Origin of the sequence: Phytohabitans kaempferiae, from assembly GCF_042433955.1 — a bacterium.
Lineage (GTDB): Bacteria > Actinomycetota > Actinomycetes > Mycobacteriales > Micromonosporaceae > Phytohabitans > Phytohabitans kaempferiae.
The window spans coordinates 1-16949 of sequence record NZ_JBHLUH010000079.1; the positions used below are offsets into that span (position 1 = coordinate 1).

Annotated in this window: 13 protein-coding genes and 2 pseudogenes; 5 read left to right on the forward strand and 10 right to left on the reverse strand. The window is 72.9% G+C overall.

What is annotated here, in order from left to right:
* Positions 1-778: cyclic nucleotide-binding domain-containing protein (locus ACFFIA_RS36415; RefSeq protein ID WP_377260321.1), on the reverse strand; the 778-nt coding region annotated here is incomplete at its 3' end.
* 204 nt (positions 779-982) lie between these two features.
* Between ACFFIA_RS36415 and ACFFIA_RS36420 the strand changes: the two genes are divergently transcribed.
* The gene (locus tag ACFFIA_RS36420) at positions 983-1444 is read left to right on the forward strand and encodes a hypothetical protein (RefSeq protein ID WP_377260323.1); all 462 of its coding nucleotides are present in this window, start codon (positions 983-985) and stop codon (positions 1442-1444) included.
* A gap of 3 nt (positions 1445-1447) precedes the next feature.
* Here ACFFIA_RS36420 and ACFFIA_RS36425 read toward each other — a convergent pair whose 3' ends face one another.
* Positions 1448-2071, reverse strand: coding sequence for a bifunctional 4-hydroxy-2-oxoglutarate aldolase/2-dehydro-3-deoxy-phosphogluconate aldolase (locus tag ACFFIA_RS36425; RefSeq protein ID WP_377260325.1), 624 nt, complete (start codon positions 2069-2071; stop codon positions 1448-1450).
* Positions 2072-2112: 41 nt separating this feature from the next.
* Positions 2113-2475: an RDD family protein gene (locus ACFFIA_RS36430; RefSeq protein WP_377260327.1), complete on the reverse strand. Its 363-nt coding sequence runs from the start codon at positions 2473-2475 to the stop codon at positions 2113-2115.
* A 271-nt stretch (positions 2476-2746) separates the two neighbouring features.
* Here ACFFIA_RS36430 and glnA (ACFFIA_RS36435) point away from each other — a divergent pair, with 271 nt between their 5' ends.
* Positions 2747-4171, forward strand: a complete 1425-nt coding sequence (glnA, locus tag ACFFIA_RS36435) for a type I glutamate--ammonia ligase (RefSeq protein ID WP_377260329.1) — start codon at positions 2747-2749, stop codon at positions 4169-4171.
* A 620-nt stretch (positions 4172-4791) separates the two neighbouring features.
* On the opposite strand, the gene ACFFIA_RS36440 is transcribed toward glnA (ACFFIA_RS36435), so the two are convergent.
* On the reverse strand, positions 4792-6204 hold the full coding sequence (locus ACFFIA_RS36440; protein ID WP_377260331.1) for a pyridoxal phosphate-dependent decarboxylase family protein: 1413 nt from the start codon (positions 6202-6204) through the stop codon (positions 4792-4794).
* Complete coding sequence (locus ACFFIA_RS36445) at positions 6201-7391, reverse strand: glycosyltransferase 87 family protein (RefSeq protein WP_377260333.1); 1191 nt, start codon at positions 7389-7391, stop codon at positions 6201-6203. The genes ACFFIA_RS36440 and ACFFIA_RS36445 overlap by 4 nt, the downstream gene beginning before the upstream one ends.
* A 101-nt stretch (positions 7392-7492) precedes the next feature.
* Here ACFFIA_RS36445 and ACFFIA_RS36450 point away from each other — a divergent pair, with 101 nt between their 5' ends.
* Positions 7493-9031, forward strand: coding sequence for a hypothetical protein (locus ACFFIA_RS36450; protein ID WP_377260624.1), 1539 nt, complete (start codon positions 7493-7495; stop codon positions 9029-9031).
* Positions 9032-9140: 109 nt separating this feature from the next.
* Here the strand turns inward: ACFFIA_RS36450 and ACFFIA_RS36455 are convergent, their stop codons facing one another.
* The 4 genes and pseudogenes from ACFFIA_RS36455 to ACFFIA_RS36470 form a co-directional block, all read right to left on the reverse strand.
* Positions 9141-10046, reverse strand: coding sequence for a Sco1979 family transcriptional regulator (locus tag ACFFIA_RS36455; protein WP_377260335.1), 906 nt, complete (start codon positions 10044-10046; stop codon positions 9141-9143).
* Positions 10047-10155: 109 nt separating this feature from the next.
* Positions 10156-12987, reverse strand: a pseudogene (locus tag ACFFIA_RS36460) (bifunctional [glutamine synthetase] adenylyltransferase/[glutamine synthetase]-adenylyl-L-tyrosine phosphorylase); the annotation flags it as partial.
* A 33-nt stretch (positions 12988-13020) separates the two neighbouring features.
* A pseudogene (locus ACFFIA_RS36465) lies at positions 13021-13254 on the reverse strand (hypothetical protein); the annotation flags it as partial.
* Entirely contained in the window at positions 13255-13989 is a 735-nt protein-coding gene (locus ACFFIA_RS36470; RefSeq protein WP_377260337.1) for a type 1 glutamine amidotransferase, read from the reverse strand.
* Positions 13990-14067: 78 nt separating this feature from the next.
* Between ACFFIA_RS36470 and ACFFIA_RS36475 the strand changes: the two genes are divergently transcribed.
* Complete coding sequence (locus tag ACFFIA_RS36475; protein WP_377260627.1) at positions 14068-14943, forward strand: S66 peptidase family protein; 876 nt, start codon at positions 14068-14070, stop codon at positions 14941-14943.
* A 156-nt stretch (positions 14944-15099) separates the two neighbouring features.
* The gene (locus tag ACFFIA_RS36480; protein ID WP_377260339.1) at positions 15100-15456 is read left to right on the forward strand and encodes a hypothetical protein; all 357 of its coding nucleotides are present in this window, start codon (positions 15100-15102) and stop codon (positions 15454-15456) included.
* On the opposite strand, the gene glnA (ACFFIA_RS36485) is transcribed toward ACFFIA_RS36480, so the two are convergent.
* Entirely contained in the window at positions 15457-16809 is a 1353-nt protein-coding gene (glnA, locus tag ACFFIA_RS36485) for a type I glutamate--ammonia ligase (protein ID WP_377260341.1), read from the reverse strand. It lies immediately after the preceding gene.
* Between the last annotated feature and the right edge of the window lie 140 nt (positions 16810-16949).

The following is a 16949-nucleotide window of genomic DNA, read 5'->3' on the forward strand; positions in this document are numbered from 1 at the left end:
CCGTCTGCGCCACCGACAACTCGTACTCCCGAGGCGACAGCTCGTAGTCCACGAACGTGCCCGGCAGGATCGGCTCACCGCTGTGTCCGGAGGAGACCTCGATGGCCGCCTCGCCGTGGTTGTTCTGCGGCTGGCCGGAGCTGGCGCGCAGCCCGTCGATGTGCGCCCGGAGCTGCTCGGACTGGTCGGCCAGCCGATCCACATCCGAACGGGGCAGGGTGAGCACGGTGCAGGGCGTGACCGCCTTGACCGTGTACTCCCAGATGCCGGCCGCGTCCACGATGGACTGTTCGCCGAAGTAGTCGCCATCGGCGAGCGTGCCGAGCACCGTCTGGTCGCCGTACTGGCCGGTGCCCACCTTGCTGACCTTGCCATGGGCGATCAGGTACACCTGGTCCGCCTGGTGTCCGAACTCGACGATCACGTCGCCGGGCGCGTACTCGTGCTGGTCGAACCGCTCGGCGAGCGCGACCAGCAGCTCGTCGTCCTCGACCCCGCGCAGCGCGGGCAGCTCGCGCAGCTCCTGCGGCACCACGCGCACCTGCGCTCCGGTGTTGGTGAAGCTGACCCGCCCGTCGCCGATCGCGTACGACATCCGGCGGTTCACCCGGTACACGCCGCCGGCCGCCTGTACCCAGGGCAGGACGCGGAGCAACCAGCGCGAGGAGATGCCCTGCATCTGCGGCGCGGACTTGGTCGTCGTCGCGAGGTTTCGCGCCGCCGCCGTACTGAGGCTCTGGTTCGGTCGAGCGCCCTCGACGGATTCGGTCACGGTCACTGCGCACACACCACCAATCGCAAAATTGCGTAAAGGGAAGAAAAAGACGGCGCACGGCCGATGGGTTGGAAGCTATCAGCGCGTATTTGAGCCCGTACAGGGCTCGGAACCGCAGGTAATTCGAACGGGTGGTTCGCCGTCATAGCCGGTCGCGGGGGCACGTCAGCCGGGCATAGCTCCGCATCCGAGTTAGGGAGAATGGCGATGAAGAGGCGCAACCATCTCGCGGGTCTCGGGCTCGGCCTCGTCGCGGGGGCGCTGGCCGCGCCGGCGCCCGCCCACGCGCGATCCACTGTGGAGCTGGTCGCCCGGCGGAGGAAGATGACGCTGCCCGACCTGCCCGTGCCGGGGCTGACGTACATCGCGACGTTCGACCTGACCGACCCGGCCGGGGCCGCCGCCGGCGAGGCCGCCGCGTCCACCTCCATCGTGGACGTCACGCTGGAGGGACCGGTGATCCTGAGCCAGGTGGTGCTCAGGCTGGCCGACGGCGAGCTGCACTACCAGCGGATGATCAACCGGTTCGGCGCCTACCCGCGCGCGGCGGTGGGCGCGGTGCTGGGCGGCACCGGCGTGTACGCGATCGCCCGCGGCGAGGTGAAGGTCACCTGGCCGAACCCGGACACCATCAGGATCGTGGCCGCCCTGGTCGAACCCTCCATCTGACAGTCAGGCCAGGCGGACCGCGTCGAGGAAGCGCCTGGCCCGGTCGCTCAGCGCGCCCAGGTCACCGCCGTGCGGCGCGTCGCCGAGCAGCGGCGAGCCGACTCCCACGGCGACCGCGCCGGCCGCCAGATAGCCCCTCGCCAGCTCCGCGTCGACCCCGCCGACCGGGACGAACGGCACATCCGGGAAGGGATCTCGCAGGGCCTTCAGGTATGCCGGCCCGCCGACCGAGGCCGGGAAGAGCTTCACCGCGGTCGCGCCTCCGCCGGTGGCGGCGATCACCTCGGTCGGGCTGAGCGCGCCGACCAGGGCGGGCAGGCCGAGCCGGGCCGCCTCCTCGACGCCGGGCCCGTATCCCGGCGTCACCACGAACGACGCGCCCGCCTCGGCCGCGCGCATGGCGTCGACGGCGGTGCAGACGGTGCCGGCGCCGAGCGGGGCGGCCGGTCCGAGCGCGGCGCGGACTCGTTCGATCACGCTCTCCGCGCCGGTGGTGGTCAACGACACCTCGACGAGTGGCACGCCCGCCTCGAAGAGCGCGACGACGCTCCGGATGGCCGCGTCGGCGTCCCCGCCCCGGACGATCGCCATCAGCCGGTATTGCTCCAGCAGTCCCCTGAGGTCCACACCTTCATCCTGCCCGCCGGTGCGGGCCGCCGGTGCCAGCGTCAGGTATTTACCACGATCGAGCCCGCCGCCCGGTCGTGCAGGCCGCGGCGGTGCCCGTCCATGATCAGAGCGGGGACGACCAGCGCGAGCAGCAGGCCGCGCAGCAGCGCCCGCGGGATGCCGATCCGGCCGCCGTCGTCGTACGCGACGCACCTGAGCCGGACCAACGCCATGCCGGGCGTCTGGGCGAAGAGGCCGACGAAGAAGGCATAGACGAGGACCAGCACGAGCACGGGCGGCCAGCCGTCGCGCAGCGGGTCGCCGAAGAAGTTGGAGACGAGCAGGCAGAGCACCCAGTCGATAATGAGCGCCCCGAACCGCTTGGCGAGGCTCGGCAGCTCGTCGGCCGGCTCGGTGGTCATGGTCGGCCAGCCTACGGGACACCTGTCCGCTTACCTCCCGCGGAGGTGGCCATCAGGTGTATGGTCCGTTCGGTGACCTGGTGACGGCCGAGTGGTGGAGTTTGTCACACGACACGCGCCCGAGCGCTGACGTAACACGGCGGAAACATTAGAGACACGCCCGGGCAATGGCACAGCCATACCGTCGCGACCAGCCAGCCAGCCAAGCGGCCGTGCCCGCCCTAAAGCAGCTCAGCGACGTAATAGCTCAGCGACGTGCCAGGAGGACGTGTTGTTCGCCAATTCCGAGGAACTCCTTCGGTACCTCAAAGACGAGGGCGTCAAGTTCGTCGACGTGCGGTTCTGTGACCTTCCGGGCGTGATGCAGCACTTCAACGCCCCGGTCGAGTCGATCGACGACAGTCTTTTCACCGACGGCCTTGCCTTTGACGGTTCGTCGATCCGCGGCTTCCAGCAGATCCACGAGTCGGACATGCTGCTGCTGCCGGATGTTGCTTCCGCCTTCATCGACCCGTTCCGGGTGCAGAAGACGCTCGCGCTCAACTTCTTCATCCACGACCCGTTCACGCGCGAGGCATACACGCGTGACCCGCGTAACGTCGCCAAGAAGGCGGAGGCCTACCTCGCCGCCAGCGGCATCGCCGACACGGCCTACTTCGGCCCCGAGGCGGAGTTCTACGTCTTCGACTCGATCCGCCACGAGACCGCGGCCCACCAGGCGTACTACTACATCGACTCGATCGAGGGCGCCTGGAACAGCGGCGCGGTGGAAGAGGGCGGCAACAAGGGCTACAAGACCGCCTACAAGGGCGGCTACTTCCCGGTGCCGCCGGTCGACCACTACGCCGACCTGCGCGACCAGATCGTGGCCAACCTGATCGGCTCCGGCTTCACCGTCGAGCGGTCGCACCACGAGGTGGGCACCGCCGGCCAGGCCGAGATCAACTACAAGTTCTCGACCCTGCTGCACGCCGCCGACCAGCTCCAGCTCTTCAAGTACATCGTCAAGAACACCGCCTGGGCCGCGGGCAAGACCGCGACGTTCATGCCCAAGCCGCTCTTCGGCGACAACGGCTCCGGCATGCACACGCACCAGAGCCTCTGGCTCAACGGTGAGCCGCTGTTCTACGACGAGACCGGCTACGCGGGCCTCTCCGACACCGCCCGGTGGTACATCGGCGGTCTGCTGCACCACGCGCCGTCGCTGCTGGCGTTCACCAACCCGACCGTCAACTCCTACCGGCGCCTGGTGCCCGGTTTCGAGGCGCCGGTCAACCTGGTCTACTCGCAGCGCAACCGCTCGGCCTGCACCCGCATCCCGGTCACCGGCAGCAACGCCAAGGCCAAGCGGGTCGAGTTCCGCGTGCCCGACCCCTCGGCCAACGTCTACCTGGCGTTCTCGGCGATGCTGATGGCCGGCCTCGACGGCATCAAGAGCAAGATCGAGCCGCCGGAGCCGATCGACAAGGACCTGTACGACCTGCCGCCGGAGGAGTGGGGCAACGTCAAGCAGGTGCCCGGCTCGCTGCCCGAGGTGCTCAACTCGCTCGAGGCCGACCACGACTTCCTGCTCGAGGGCGGCGTCTTCACGCCCGACCTGATCGAGACCTGGATCTCGTGGAAGCGGGAAAACGAGGTCGACCCGATCCGCCTCCGCCCGACGCCGCACGAGTTCGAACTCTACTACAACGTCTGATCGCAAGTCCGGGTCGTGAAGGCCGGCGCACCTCGGTGCGCCGGCCCTCACGTCTACGTGGAGGCCCCACGAGCCCCGGAACGATCTGAGCTGCCGCGACGCCCGTCGCGGTCCGGGCCGCTGCTCCCGCAGCCTCGCCCTCCGCGGTTCACGACCCCTCCGGTCTGGCCGGCGGCGACGTCGACCTGACGGTCGGGTCCGACGAACTCACGGGCCTGGGCGATCGCGGCCGCGACCCCGCCGGTCACGAACGTGAACGGCGCCGTGCCCGCGTACTTCCAGCCGGTCGGCACCGAGTGCGTGACGACGAATACGGGGCCCGCCAGCGGCCGGCACGCCACTCGTCAGAGCAGGTGGCCGAGCCGCATGAACACGGTCTCGCCGGTGGACTCGTCGACCCCGTCGTTGTCGGTCACCGCGTACGTGCGACCGTCACCCCCGATGGTGAGCCCCTCGACCTTGTCCTGCGTCCAGCCGTTGCCGGCACGCTGGGCAGCATCGATGCGACCAGCACGCCGGCGGCGAGCGGTCCTATGTGTCTGCGCTTCATTCGCCTTGCGTACTGAGCGCGGCTGTCCGGCCGGTCAACGCCGGGCGACGCGCAGGCAACGCCGCCCTGATCAAGCGATCAGGGAGCGGACGATCTCCACGAACTCCTCGATGTCGGATTCGGTGGTACGCCAGTTGACAATCGCCGGCCGCAGGGCGACCCGCCCGCCGTACACCGTCGTGCCGGCGAAGACCCGACCGTCGGCGAGCAGGGCGGCACCGACGCGGCGGTTGAGGTCGTCCAGCTCCGCCTCGGGCGTACCCGGCGGGCGTACCCGGAAGCAGACTATGCAGAGCGGCACGTCGGCGAGGCGCTCCAGGTCGGGGGCCGCGTCGACCAGGGCGGCCAGGTGCTGGGCGAGGTCCAGGTGGCGCTCGACCATCGCCTGGTACCCGGAGCGCCCGTACGCGGCGAGCGTGGCCCAGATCGGCAGCGCCCGGGCCCGGCGGGACGACTCGGGGCCGAGCAGCGCGTACCCGCCGCGCGGGTCGTCCGGCGCGGGCAGGTAGGCGGCGCCCGGCATGCCGAAGGCGGCCGCCAGGCGGGCCGGCTCGCGGAGGAAGGCGAAGCCGCTCTCGTACGGCACGTTAAGCCACTTGTGCGCGTCGCAGGCGATCGAGTCGGCCCGTTCGATCCCGCTGACCAGCGGCGCGGTGCGCGGCGAGAGGGCGGCGAAGAGCCCGAACGCGCCGTCGACGTGCAGCCAGGCGCCGTAGCGGGCGGCCAGGTCGGCGAGGTCGGCCACCGGATCGAAGTCGCCCGCGTTCACCTCGCCGGCGTTCGCGATGAGGACCGCGGGCGCGTCCAGCTCGGCCAGCCGCCGTTCGATGGCGGCCAGGTCGACCCGGCCGATCGCGTCCCGGGCGTACACCTCGACCGACTCCCGCCCGTGCCCCAGCATCTGGAGCGCCTTGCGCGAGCTGGCGTGCACGTACCCGCCGGAGAGCACCGGCATCCGGGGCAGCCCGACCAGGCCGTCCGCCGCCACGTCGGCGCCGTGCCGCTCGCCCCACCAGTGCGTGGCGGCGCCGAGGCCGGTGAAGTTGGCGAACGTCGCGCTGGCCACGAGCGCGCCGCCGTACCCCTCGGGGAGGCCGAAGAGGTCGCGCAGCCACCGCAGCGCGACGGTCTCCACCTCCGTGGCGAACGTGGAGGAGGCGCGGAAGGCGGCGTTCTGGTCGAGCAGGGAGGCGGTCCAGTCGCCGGCGAGCGCGGCCGGGGTCACGCCGCCGATCACGAAGTGGAAGAAGCGGGGGCCGGCGGAGTGCGTCGCGGTGGCCGTACCCACGGAGAGGAGCCGGCGCACGGCGGCGGCCGCGCCCTCCCCCTTGTCGGGCAGGTCGCCGGCGAGGTCGGCGAGGAGTGGCGCGGCGGCCGGGTCGTGGACCGGGCGGTCGGCGAGCGAGGCGAGGTACGGCCCGGCGGCGTCGGACACCTGGCGGAGCGCGCCTTCGCCGTCGACATCCAACAGTGGATCGGTCATGCCCTCACAATGCGCTGACCATCGCCGGAAGCGGAGGACCAATCGGAAAGCCGTGGCCCGCCGGTCCGCTCGGGGATCGGCAGAAGGACGAGCAGGGCGATGCTCAGCCAGACGTACATGTTGCTGCCGACGAAGCCGCTCACGCCGGGCGAGCCACGCTCCCAGATCCAGACGAACCGGCTGATCAGCATGGCGTACGCGAAGATCGCGAAGGCGACGAGCCGGCGGTTGCGCGCCTCCAGTGCCCGGTCGAAGAGCAGGATCAGCGCGGGCAGCAGCCACACCAGGTGATGCACCCAGGTCACCGGGCTGACCAGGCAACCGATCACGCCGGTCAGAGCGAGCCCGGTGCGCACGTCGGCGTCGCGGACCCGCCACGCCCACACGACGAGCGTCAGCACGACCAGCACCAGCCACAGCACGGTGCTCGGATGCAGCGGGTCGAGCCGCGCCACCATGCCCTGGAGGGACTGGTTGGAGACGAACGAGAGCGAGCCGACCCGGTCGGTGTTCCAGAGCGCCTCGGTCCAGAACTGCCGGGACGCGTCCGGCGCCAGCGCCGCGGCCAGCAGCGTCGCGACCGCCGCCGTCGCACTCGCCGTGAACGCCGCCCACCAGCGGCGGGTCACCAGCAGGTACACGATGAAGATCCCGGGGGTCAGCTTGATCGCGGTGGCCAGGCCGATGCCGACGCCGGCCGCCTTGTGTCCCCGGCCGGTCAGCCAGAGCAGGTCGGCCGCGACCAGGAAGAGAAGCAGCGTGTTGACCTGGCCGAAGGTGAACGTCTCGCGCATCGGCTCGAACGCGGCCGCCAGGCAGAACGCGATCGCGAACGCGAACCACCGGGTCCATCCCTCGCGCCGGGCGATCGGGTCGACCAGCCACCACACGACCAGCCCACCGGTGACCACCGCGGCGGCGGCGCTGATCACGGCCGCGACCGGCCACGAGACGTACGCCATCGGCAGCATCGCGAGCGCGGCGAAGGGCGGATAGGTGTAGCCGTACTTGCTGTCGGGCTTGAGCCAGTCGTAGATCTGGCCGCCGTCGTGGACCCAGTAGTTGATCGCGCCGTAGTAGACCTTGAGGTCGAAGAAGTGGTGCTGGATGCTGGCGACGCTCAGGAAGGCGGCCGTCGCCAGCACGACGGCGACGATGACGGCGATCCTCCTGTGCACCTGTTCCATGCTGCCAGTACTCTCTGCGCGTGGAGGGCGAGGGTCGCACGGTGGGCGCCACCGCGGCCCTGGCGACCGTGCTGGCCGCCGCGTTTCTCGCGCTGCCGAAGATGGGACCCGACCTCTCCGCGCAGGTCGCCCGCGCCGCCTTCTTCGCCGACCACGGCCTCACCCCGATCGATTTTCGCTGGTACGGGGGGACGAACCAGTTCGGGTACAGCCTCGTGTCGCAGCCGGTCATGGCGCTGCTCGGGGTACGGGTCACCGGCGCGCTCGCCCTTGTCGCGGCGGCCGTGGCGTTCGCCGCCCTGCTCGTCCGCGCCGGCGCGCCCCGCCCGCTGCTCGGCGGCCTGGTGGGGGCGGTGTGCATCGCCGGCAACCTGGTCTCCGGCCGGGTCACGTACGCGCTGGGCGTGGCGTTCGGGCTGGCCGCGCTGCTCGCGCTCGCCTCCCGGGTCCGCCACCGGCTGCCGCTGGCCGCGCTGCTCGCGCTGGTGGCCTCCGCGACGAGCCCGGTCGCCGGGCTCTTCGTGGGGCTCGCCGGCGTGGCGCTGTTGCTCGGCCGCCGCCGGCCCGACGGCGCGGTGCTGGCGGTGGCCGCCGCCGTCCCGCTCGCCGTCACCGCCGCGCTCTTCGGCGAGGGCGGCTGGATGAACATCAGCCGCACCGACGCCGTGCACGCCATCGTGACCAGCCTGGTCGTGGCGGTGCTGGTCGGCGGAGCGGTCCGGGCCGGCGCGCTGCTCTCCGCCGGTGGAGTCCTGGCCGCCGCGCTCGTACACACGCCGGTGGGGCTCAACGCGACCCGGCTGGCCACGATGTTCGCGCTCCCGGTGCTGGCCGCCTGCGCCCGCGTGCCCCGGATGCCCCGCGGTGTCCGTTCCCCCCGGATCATCCGTTCCCACCGGATCATCGGTTTCCCCCGGATCCACGCCCGGGTCCGCCTGCCCCGCCGCATCCGCCAGCGGCTGGCCGCCGCCGGGCTGGTCGCCACGCTCGGCGCGGTCTTCTGGTGGCAGCCGCCGGTCTCCTGGGCCGACCTGGGCGACCGGGGCAGCCCGACAAGCGACCCGGCGTACTTCGCCCCGCTCCTCGCCGAGCTGCGCGAGCGCCGTCCCGCCGGCCGGGTCGAGATCCCGCCGACCCGGGACTACTGGGAGGCCGCGTACGTGGACGGCGTACCCCTGGCCCGGGGCTGGCTGCGGCAGGTCGACATCGCCCGCAACCCGCTCTTCTTCGAGACCGTTCCGGGCGCGTCGGGCACCGGAGTGGCGCTCACGCCGGAGCGGTACCGGCAGTGGCTCGCGGAGAACGCGGTCACGTACGTTGCCGTGCCGGACGCGAAGCTCTCCTGGATCGGCCGGGCCGAGGCCGAGCTGGTGCCTCGGCTGCTGCCCGAGGTCTGGTCGGGCGGGCACTGGCGGCTGTACGCGGTGCCCGACCCCACGCCGATCGTCGCCGCCCCGGCGACCCTGGTGACGAGCGACGCCGCGACGCTGACCTTCGACGCGCCGACCGGCGGCGAGGTGCGCGTGCGCGTACGGCACAGCCGGTGGCTCACGGTCGACGGCGGCGCCTCCCTCGCCCGGGACGGCGCCTGGACGGTCGCCCGCCTCCCCGGCCCGGGCCGCTACACCATCACGTCGTGAGCGAGCGAGTTGGCGCGGCGGCGTCTGGACTGAGCGGCCCCGCCGACGAAGTCGGGGTTTCGGGGACGCGAGGGAAGACGTCGCCTTCAGCGCCGCACGAGCGAGCGAATCAGGAGGCGCTGTGAGCGGGGCCGCCGAGGTCGTCGATGATCCGCTCCAGAATCCGCACGGTATCGGGCGCCGGCGCGGCCTCCACACAGATGCGGTTGACCGCGTCGACGTAGTACTCGACGTCTTCGCGCTTGTCGAGGTAGAGCGCGCCCGCCAACTGTTCTATGTAGACGACCTCGGGCAGGCCGGCGTGCGGGAAGCGCAGGATCGAGAACGGACTGCCGGCCGCGGCGTATCCGCCGGAGGCGAGCGGCACGATCTGGAGTGTCACGCGCGGCGCCTTGGTGACGACGGCGATCAGCGCCTCGATCTGGTCGCGCATCACGCGCCGGCCGCCGATCGGGCGGCGTAGCGCGGCCTCGTCGACCACCGCCCAGAGCCGCGGCGGCTCGGGCGAGCTGAGCACCTGCTGCCGCTCCAGCCGCAGCCGCACCCGCCGCTCGACCTCCTCGGGGCGCGGGCTGCCAGGGCTGAGCCGCATCACCGCCCGCGCGTACTCCTCGGTCTGCAACAGGCCCGGCACGAACGCGACCTCGTAGGTGCGGATCAGGCTCGCGGTCGCCTCCAGCCCCAGGTATCGCTGGAACCAGTTGGGCGTGACGTCGCTGTAGGGATGCCACCAGCCCGGCGCGTTGGCCTCGCGGACGCGGGCCAGCAGCGCCGCCCGCTCCTCCGGGTCGTGCACGCCGTAGAGCGTCAGCAGGTCGGAGATGTCGCGCTCCTTGAAGCCGACCCGGCCCAGCTCCATGCGGCTGATCTTCGACTCCGAGGCGCGGATCGGCTCGCCCGCCTCCGCCCTCGTGATGCCCCGCTCCTCACGCAGCCTGCGCAGCTGCGCGCCCACGAGGATCCGCACGGCGGTGGGGCCGTCGCCGGGGCGGTCCTGGTGTGGCGATCCGGTCACGCGCACCTCCGGAGGCTCTCCCGGTCAGCATGCCATCGCCTCGGTGACCTCGCCACCGCTCCCCCCGACCCACCACTCAGCGTCCCGACCCGGATGCCCCGCGTGGCGGTCAGCTGGCGAGGACGCGTTCGCAGGCGGCACGGGACCGCCGGGTCGTGCGCAGGTAGTGGTCGAGGAACTCGCCCGGATCGCCGCCGTCGAGCAGGCGCACCACACCGCCCAACTCGACGCCGTGCCGGGGCAGCTGGTCGGTGGGACGGCCGCGCACCAGCGTGAGCGCGTTGCGCACCTGGGCGGCGAGCGTCCAGCCGGCGGCCATCGCCGCGGCGTCGGCGACGGTGATCAGGCCGGCGTCGCGGGCGGCGCGCAGCGCGTCGAGGGTACGAGTGCAGCGCAGCTCGGGCACCGCGTGCGAATGCCGCAACTGCACGAGCTGCACCGACCACTCCACATCGGCCAGTCCGCCCCGCCCCAGCTTGGCGTGCGTGGCCGGGTCGGCGCCGCGGGGCAGCCGCTCGGTCTCCACGCGGGCCTTGATCCGGCGGATCTCGGTGACCTGCTCGCGGGTCAGGCCCTGCCGCGGATAGCGCACCCTGTCGGCCAGCGCCTCGAACTCGCGCCCCAGCGCCTCGTCGCCACAGACCCACCGGGCCCGCAGCAGCGCCTGTGCCTCCCACACCTTCGACCACCGGGCGTAGTACTGCTCGTAGGCGGCGAGGCTGCGCACCAGCGGTCCCTGCCGGCCCTCGGGGCGCAGGTCGGCGTCGACGCCGAGGGGCGGGTCGGGCGCGGGGCGGCCGAGCTGGCGGCGCAGCTCCTCGGCGATGGCGTGCGCCGCACCGCTCGCCGCGTCTTCGGGCACGCCGGGCGGTGGGTCGTACACGAAGAGCACGTCGGCGTCGGAGGGATAGCTCATCTCGTATCCGCCGAGCCGCCCCATGCCGATGACCGCGAAGCGCAGCCCCGGCATCGGCGGCGCCGCGGCCCGCGCGGCGGTCAGCGCGGCGGAGAGGGTCGCGTCGGCCACATGGGACAGTGCACTCCCGACGGACGTGACGTCGAGCGGCTGCGCCGGCGCGAGCGTGCCGGCACTGGTGAGCACGTCGGCGCAGGCGATGCGGAACAGCTCGCGGCGGCGCAGCGCGCGTACGGCGCCGATCGCCGCCGTGACCTCCGGGCCGCGGTCGTCCGGCCGCCCGCCGGTGAGCGAGGCGGCGGCGTGGCGCTCCGCGGCGGCGGTGAAGCCCTCGCGCAGCACCTCGGACGGGCGCGGTACGAGCTCGGCGTCGTCGGCGAGCAGGCGCAGCGCCTCCGGGTCGCGGGCGAGCAGGTCGGCGGCGTACCGGGACAGGCCCAGCACGCGCGCCAGCCGCAGCGCCACCGGGCCCTCGTCGCGCAGCAGCCGCAGATACCACGGCGTGCTGCCCAGCTTGTCGGAGACCTGGCGGTAGCTGAGCAGCCCGCGGTCGGGCTCGGGCGCGTCGGCGAACTCCTGGAGCAGCACCGGCAGCAGCGTGCGCTGGATCGCCGCCGTACGGGACACGCCCCCGGTCAGTGCCTCGATGTGGCGCAGCGCGGTGGCGGGGTCGAAGCCGAGTACGCGCAGCCGTTTGGCGGCCGACTCGGGCACCATCCGCAGCGACTCGGCCGGCACGCGGGCGACCGCCTCCAGCAGCGGGCGGTAGAGCAGCTTGGCGTGCAGCCGGCGTACCTCGGCGGCGTGCGCGACCCAGTCGGCGCGGAACGCCTCGACCGCCTCGCGCCCCGGCACGGCGCCGCTCATCGGTACCCGCTCCGGACGCGCGCTCTCGGCGGCGGCGGGGCCGTCGACCCTCGTCACCGCGCTCCCCGGATCGGAGGCGGCCCGCCCGGCGGCGCTGTATCCCAGCGCGTGCGCGAGCGGGCGGACGGCGGCCGGGTCGGCGGGAACGGTGTGCGTGCGGCGCAGCGCCTGGAGCTGGAGCCGGTGCTCGACCGCGCGCAGGAACCGGTAGCCGCGCAGCAGCGCCTCGCCGTCGGCGCGCCCGACGTAGCCGCCGGCCACGAGCGCGCGCAGCGCGGTGAGCGTGCCCGGTACGCGCAGCGACTCGTCCACGCGCCCGTGCACGAGCTGGAGCAACTGCACCGCGAACTCGATGTCGCGCAGCCCGCCCGGCCCGCGCTTGATCTCCCGGTCGAGCTCGCGGGCCGGCACGTTGTCGATGATCTTCCGCCGCATCGCGCGCACGTCTTCGACCGCCTCGGGTCGCTCGGCGGCGTGCCAGACCAGCGGCGCGAGCTGGTCGATCCACTCCCGGGCCAGCTCCGCGTCGCCGGCCGCCGGGCGGGCCTTGAGCAGCGCCTGGAACTCCCAGGTGCGGGCCCACCGCCGGTAGTACGACAGGTGGCTGGCGAGCGTGCGCACCAGCGGGCCGCGGCTCCCCTCGGGGCGCAGCGCCGCGTCGACCTGCCAGGCGACCTGCCCACAGATCGCGATCAGCCGGGCGGCGACGGAGGTGCCGGCGGAGAGGTCGGCGTCGGTCGCCGCGACGAAGATGACGTCTACATCGGACACGTAGTTGAGCTCGTTGCCGCCGCACTTGCCCATCGCCACCACGGCCAGGCGGGGCGGCGCGGTGCCGACGGGCAGCTCGGCCACCGCGATGCCGTACGCCGCGTTGAGGGTCGCGTCGGCCAGGGCGGAGAGCGCCGCCATGGTCTGCTCCAGGCCGCGCCCGCCGGTCAGGTCGGCCGCCGCGATCCGGAGCAGGGCCAGCCGGTACGCCGTGCGGAGCGCCGGCACGGTCGGCGATTCGAGGTGCAGCCCGCCGTCGCCGTTGGGCGCGATCCCGTCCTTGCCGGTGATCAGCGCGTGCCAGTGGTCGGGGTTGGCGACGAGGTGGTCGCCGAGCGCGGACGAGGCGCCGAGCACCGCGACCAGCCGGCGGCGCAGCCCGGCGTCCGCCGCCATCGTGTCCAGCAGCGCGCCGTCGTGGCGGCGGTCCGCCTCCACGAGCCGGTGCAGCTGCCGCAGCGCGAGGTCGGGGTCGGCGGCCCGGGAGAGCGCGTTGAGCAGCTCCGCCGCGGCCTCGCCGGTGGGCTCCTGGAGGGCCGGGTCCCACAGCTCCAGACCGCCGGGTCCGAGCAGCTCGGCCGCGCGCCCGACGTCGGCGGCGAACCCGAAGCCGTATCGTGCCAGCCGCGCCTGCGCGCTCGTCGGCCTGGACATCTACTGTCCGAGCAGCGGCAGGGGGCGGCGGAAGTCGCGCAGCTCGCCGAGCGCGAGGGCGGCGAAGCGGGCCGCGAACGGCTGCCACACCTCCTCGATGTCGACCATCACGGCGTCGCAGGCGGCGACGATCTCCTCGGGATCCCAGCCCTCCGGCGCGCTCCGCGCCCACTCGGCGATCATGTTTGTGTCGCACTCGATGTGGAACTGCAGCGCCCAGGCCCGCTCCCCCATCCGGAACGCCTGGTGCGGGTAGCGGGTCGAGGCGGCCAGCAGCACCGCGCCGGCCGGCAGCTCGGTGATCTCGTCGAGGTGCCACTGGAGCACGTCCGGCGCGAGCGGCACGTACCGGAAGAGGGGGTCGGCCTCGGCCGCGTCACGCCGCCCCACCAGCGCCGGCCCGATCTCCGGCCCGGCCGGGCTGCGCTCGACCGTGCCGCCGTGCGCGGTCGCCATGAGCTGCGCGCCGAGGCAGATCGCGAGCGTGGGCGTGCCGTGGCGGGTCGCCTTGCGCAGCAGCGCCTCGACCCCGTCGAACCAGTCGGGGCGGGGCGGGTAGGCCGCCTGCTCGCCGCCGAGCACCACCAGCGCGACGTAGCCCTCCAGGTCGGCCGGGAGGGGGTCGCCCGCGTACGGCCGGAGCACCGACAGCGTCAGCCCCGCCTCGGTCAGCCACTCCCCCAGCCGCCGCGCGTCGTCGGTCGGGTCGTTTTCGATCACCAGCGCCGTACTCACGTACCGAGGCTATCCGCCCGTAGGCTCGGTGTCGTGCGCGCCATCCTTCCCGCCGCCCTGCGCCCCGGTGACACCGTGATGCTCGTCTCGCCGTCCGGGCCCACCAGGCCCGAGCGCGTGGCCCGCGGCATCGAGCTGCTGACCGGCTGGGGCCTGCGCCCGGTGCTCGCCCCGCACGCGTACGCCAAGCAGGGCTACTTCGCCGGTGCCGACGCGCTGCGCGCCGCCGACCTCGACGCCGCCTTCGCCGACCCGGCGGTGCGGGGCGTCCTGTGCACGCGTGGCGGCTACGGCACGCAGCGGATCGTCGACGCGCTCGACCTGGCGGCGCTGCGGCGCGACCCGAAGGTGGTGGCCGGCTTCTCCGACATCACCGCGCTGCAACTGGCGCTGTGGCGGGGCGCGCGACTGGCCACAGTGCACGGTCCGGGGGCGGCGTGGCTCGACGTGCGGACGCCGCCGGTCTCCGCCGAGTCGCTGCGTGCCGCGCTGATGGAGACCGGCCCGGTCGTGGTGAAGCGCGTGGCGACCGAGGAGACCGCGCCGGTGGTCGTGGCCGGCACCGCGACCGGCCCGCTGCTCGGCGGCAATCTCAGCCTGCTCGTGTCGTCCGTGGGCACTCCGGACTTCCCCGACCTGCGCGGCGCGATCCTGCTCGTCGAGGATGTGGGCGAAGCACCGTACAAAGTGGACCGCATGTTGACCCACCTGCGCCGCGCGGGCGTGCTGGCCGGGCTGGCGGGCGTCGCGGTGGGGCAGTTCACCGACTGTGCCGACGGCTGGGACGTGACGGTGGCCCAGGTGCTCGCCGAGCGCCTGGGCGACCTCGGCGTGCCGGTGCTCGGCGGCCTGCCGATCGGGCACGGCACGGGGCAGCTCACCGTGCCGCTGGGCACACCGGCCACGCTCGACGCGGACGCCGGGGTGCTGACCGTGGCACCTGCGGTGGCGTGACCTGTGCGTGCGCTGACCGCACCGAGGCACAAACCACGTATTCCACCTGCACCGGGTGAGGATTGCCAGCCACGGGACAGGTCACGCTGGGGGAAAGCCCAGCTCACGCCTCCAACCTCGGTCGGGTAACCCCTTCCGACCGAATTTGGAGGTTTCATGAGCAGGCGGATCTCGAAACGAGTGGCGGTCACCGGGCTGGCCGTGGCCGGCGTGCTGTCGGTGGGCGTCGCCGCGCCGGTCGCCGCGTACGCCGCCGACCGGGACGGCCGCCCGCCGGCCGGCTCGTACGGCCACGGCCCCGGCGAGGGCCGGTCCGGCGACGGGAAGGACCGGGCGGCGCGGGAGGCGGAGTTTGCCGCCGCGCTCGCCAAGGAGCTGGGCCTCCCGGAGGACAAGGTGGCGGAGGCGCTCGGCAAGGTGCGCGAGCAACTGCGCCCCGAGGGCGGACCGGACGGCGGCGGCCGGGAGCACGGGCCCCGGGGCGGTAGCCCGGCGCCCACGCCCACGAAGTAGTTACAGGGCGCCGAGGTAGCGCTGGCGCTCGTACGGGGTGACCTCGCGCCGGTACTGCTCCCACTCCGCGCGCTTGTTGCGCAGGAAGAAGTCGAAGACGTGCTCGCCGAGCACCTCCGCGACGAGCTCGGAGCCGGCCATCACGTCGATCGCCTCGGAGAGGTTTTCCGGCAGCGCCTCGTAGCCCATCGCCTTCCGCTCGGCGTTGGAGAGCGACCACACGTCGTCCTCCGCGCCGGGCGGAAGCTCGTAGCCCTCCTCGATGCCCTTGAGGCCGGCGCCGAGCAGCACCGCGAACGCCAGGTAGGGGTTGGCCGCCGAGTCGAGCGAGCGGACCTCGACGCGGGCCGAGTTGGGCTTGCCGTACGCCGGGACGCGCACCAGCGCGGAGCGGTTGAGGTGGCCCCAGCACACATACGCCGGGGACTCGGTGATGCGGTCGGGCAGCGCCTGCGGGAAGAGCCGCTTGTAGGAGTTGACCCACTGGTTGGTGACCGCCGTGTACTCCCGGGCGTGCACCAGCAGCCCGGCGATGAACGCCTTGGCCACCTTGGAGAGCTTCATCGGGTCGCTCGCGTCGTGGAACGCGTTGCGCTCGCCCTCGAAGAGCGACAGGTGCGTGTGCATGCCGCTGCCCGGCTGGTCGGTGAAGGGCTTGGGCATGAAGGTGGCCCGCACGCCGTGGGAGAGGGCGACCTCCTTTACCACGTGGCGGAACGTCATGATGTTGTCGGCCGTGGTGAGCGCGTCGGCGTAACGCAGGTCGATCTCCTGCTGGCCGGGCGCGACCTCGTGGTGGCTGAACTCCACCGAGATGCCGATCCGCTCCAGCGCGAGCACCGCCTGGCGGCGGAAGTCGCGGGCGATGGCGTGGGTCGTGTGGTCGAAGTAGCCGCCGGCGTCGACCGGCGTGGGCAGCGAGCCGTCGGAGGGGCCGTTTTCCAGCAGGAAGAACTCGATCTCGGGGTGCGTGTAGAAGGTGAAGCCCTTCTCGGCCGCCTTGGAGAGCGCGCGGCGCAACACGTGGCGCGGGTCGGCCCAGGAGCCGCTGCCGTCGGGGAGCAGGATGTCGCAGAACATCCGGGCGCTCTCGCCGCTCACGCCGCCCTCGAACGGGAAGACCTGGAACGTCGTCGGGTCGGGCATGGCGATCATGTCGGACTCGAAGACGCGGGCAAATCCCTCGATCGCCGAGCCATCGAAGCCGATGCCCTCGTCGAAGGCCGCCTCCAACTCCGCGGGCGCGACCGAGACGCTCTTGAGCGTGCCCAGCACGTCGGTGAACCACAACCGGACGAACCTGATGTCGCGCTCCTCCAGAGTGCGGAGCACGAACTCCTGCTGACGGTCCACTTCTACCCCTTGTGACGCTCTGTGGTGTGGCTCAAGCTGCGCAAAAGCTGGCGGATCAGTGTCCCGCCGCGCCGTTACACCGACGTTACGTGAAGAGGGCGCCGGCCGCCGTACCGGGTCCTGGCGCAACTTGTCCGGTT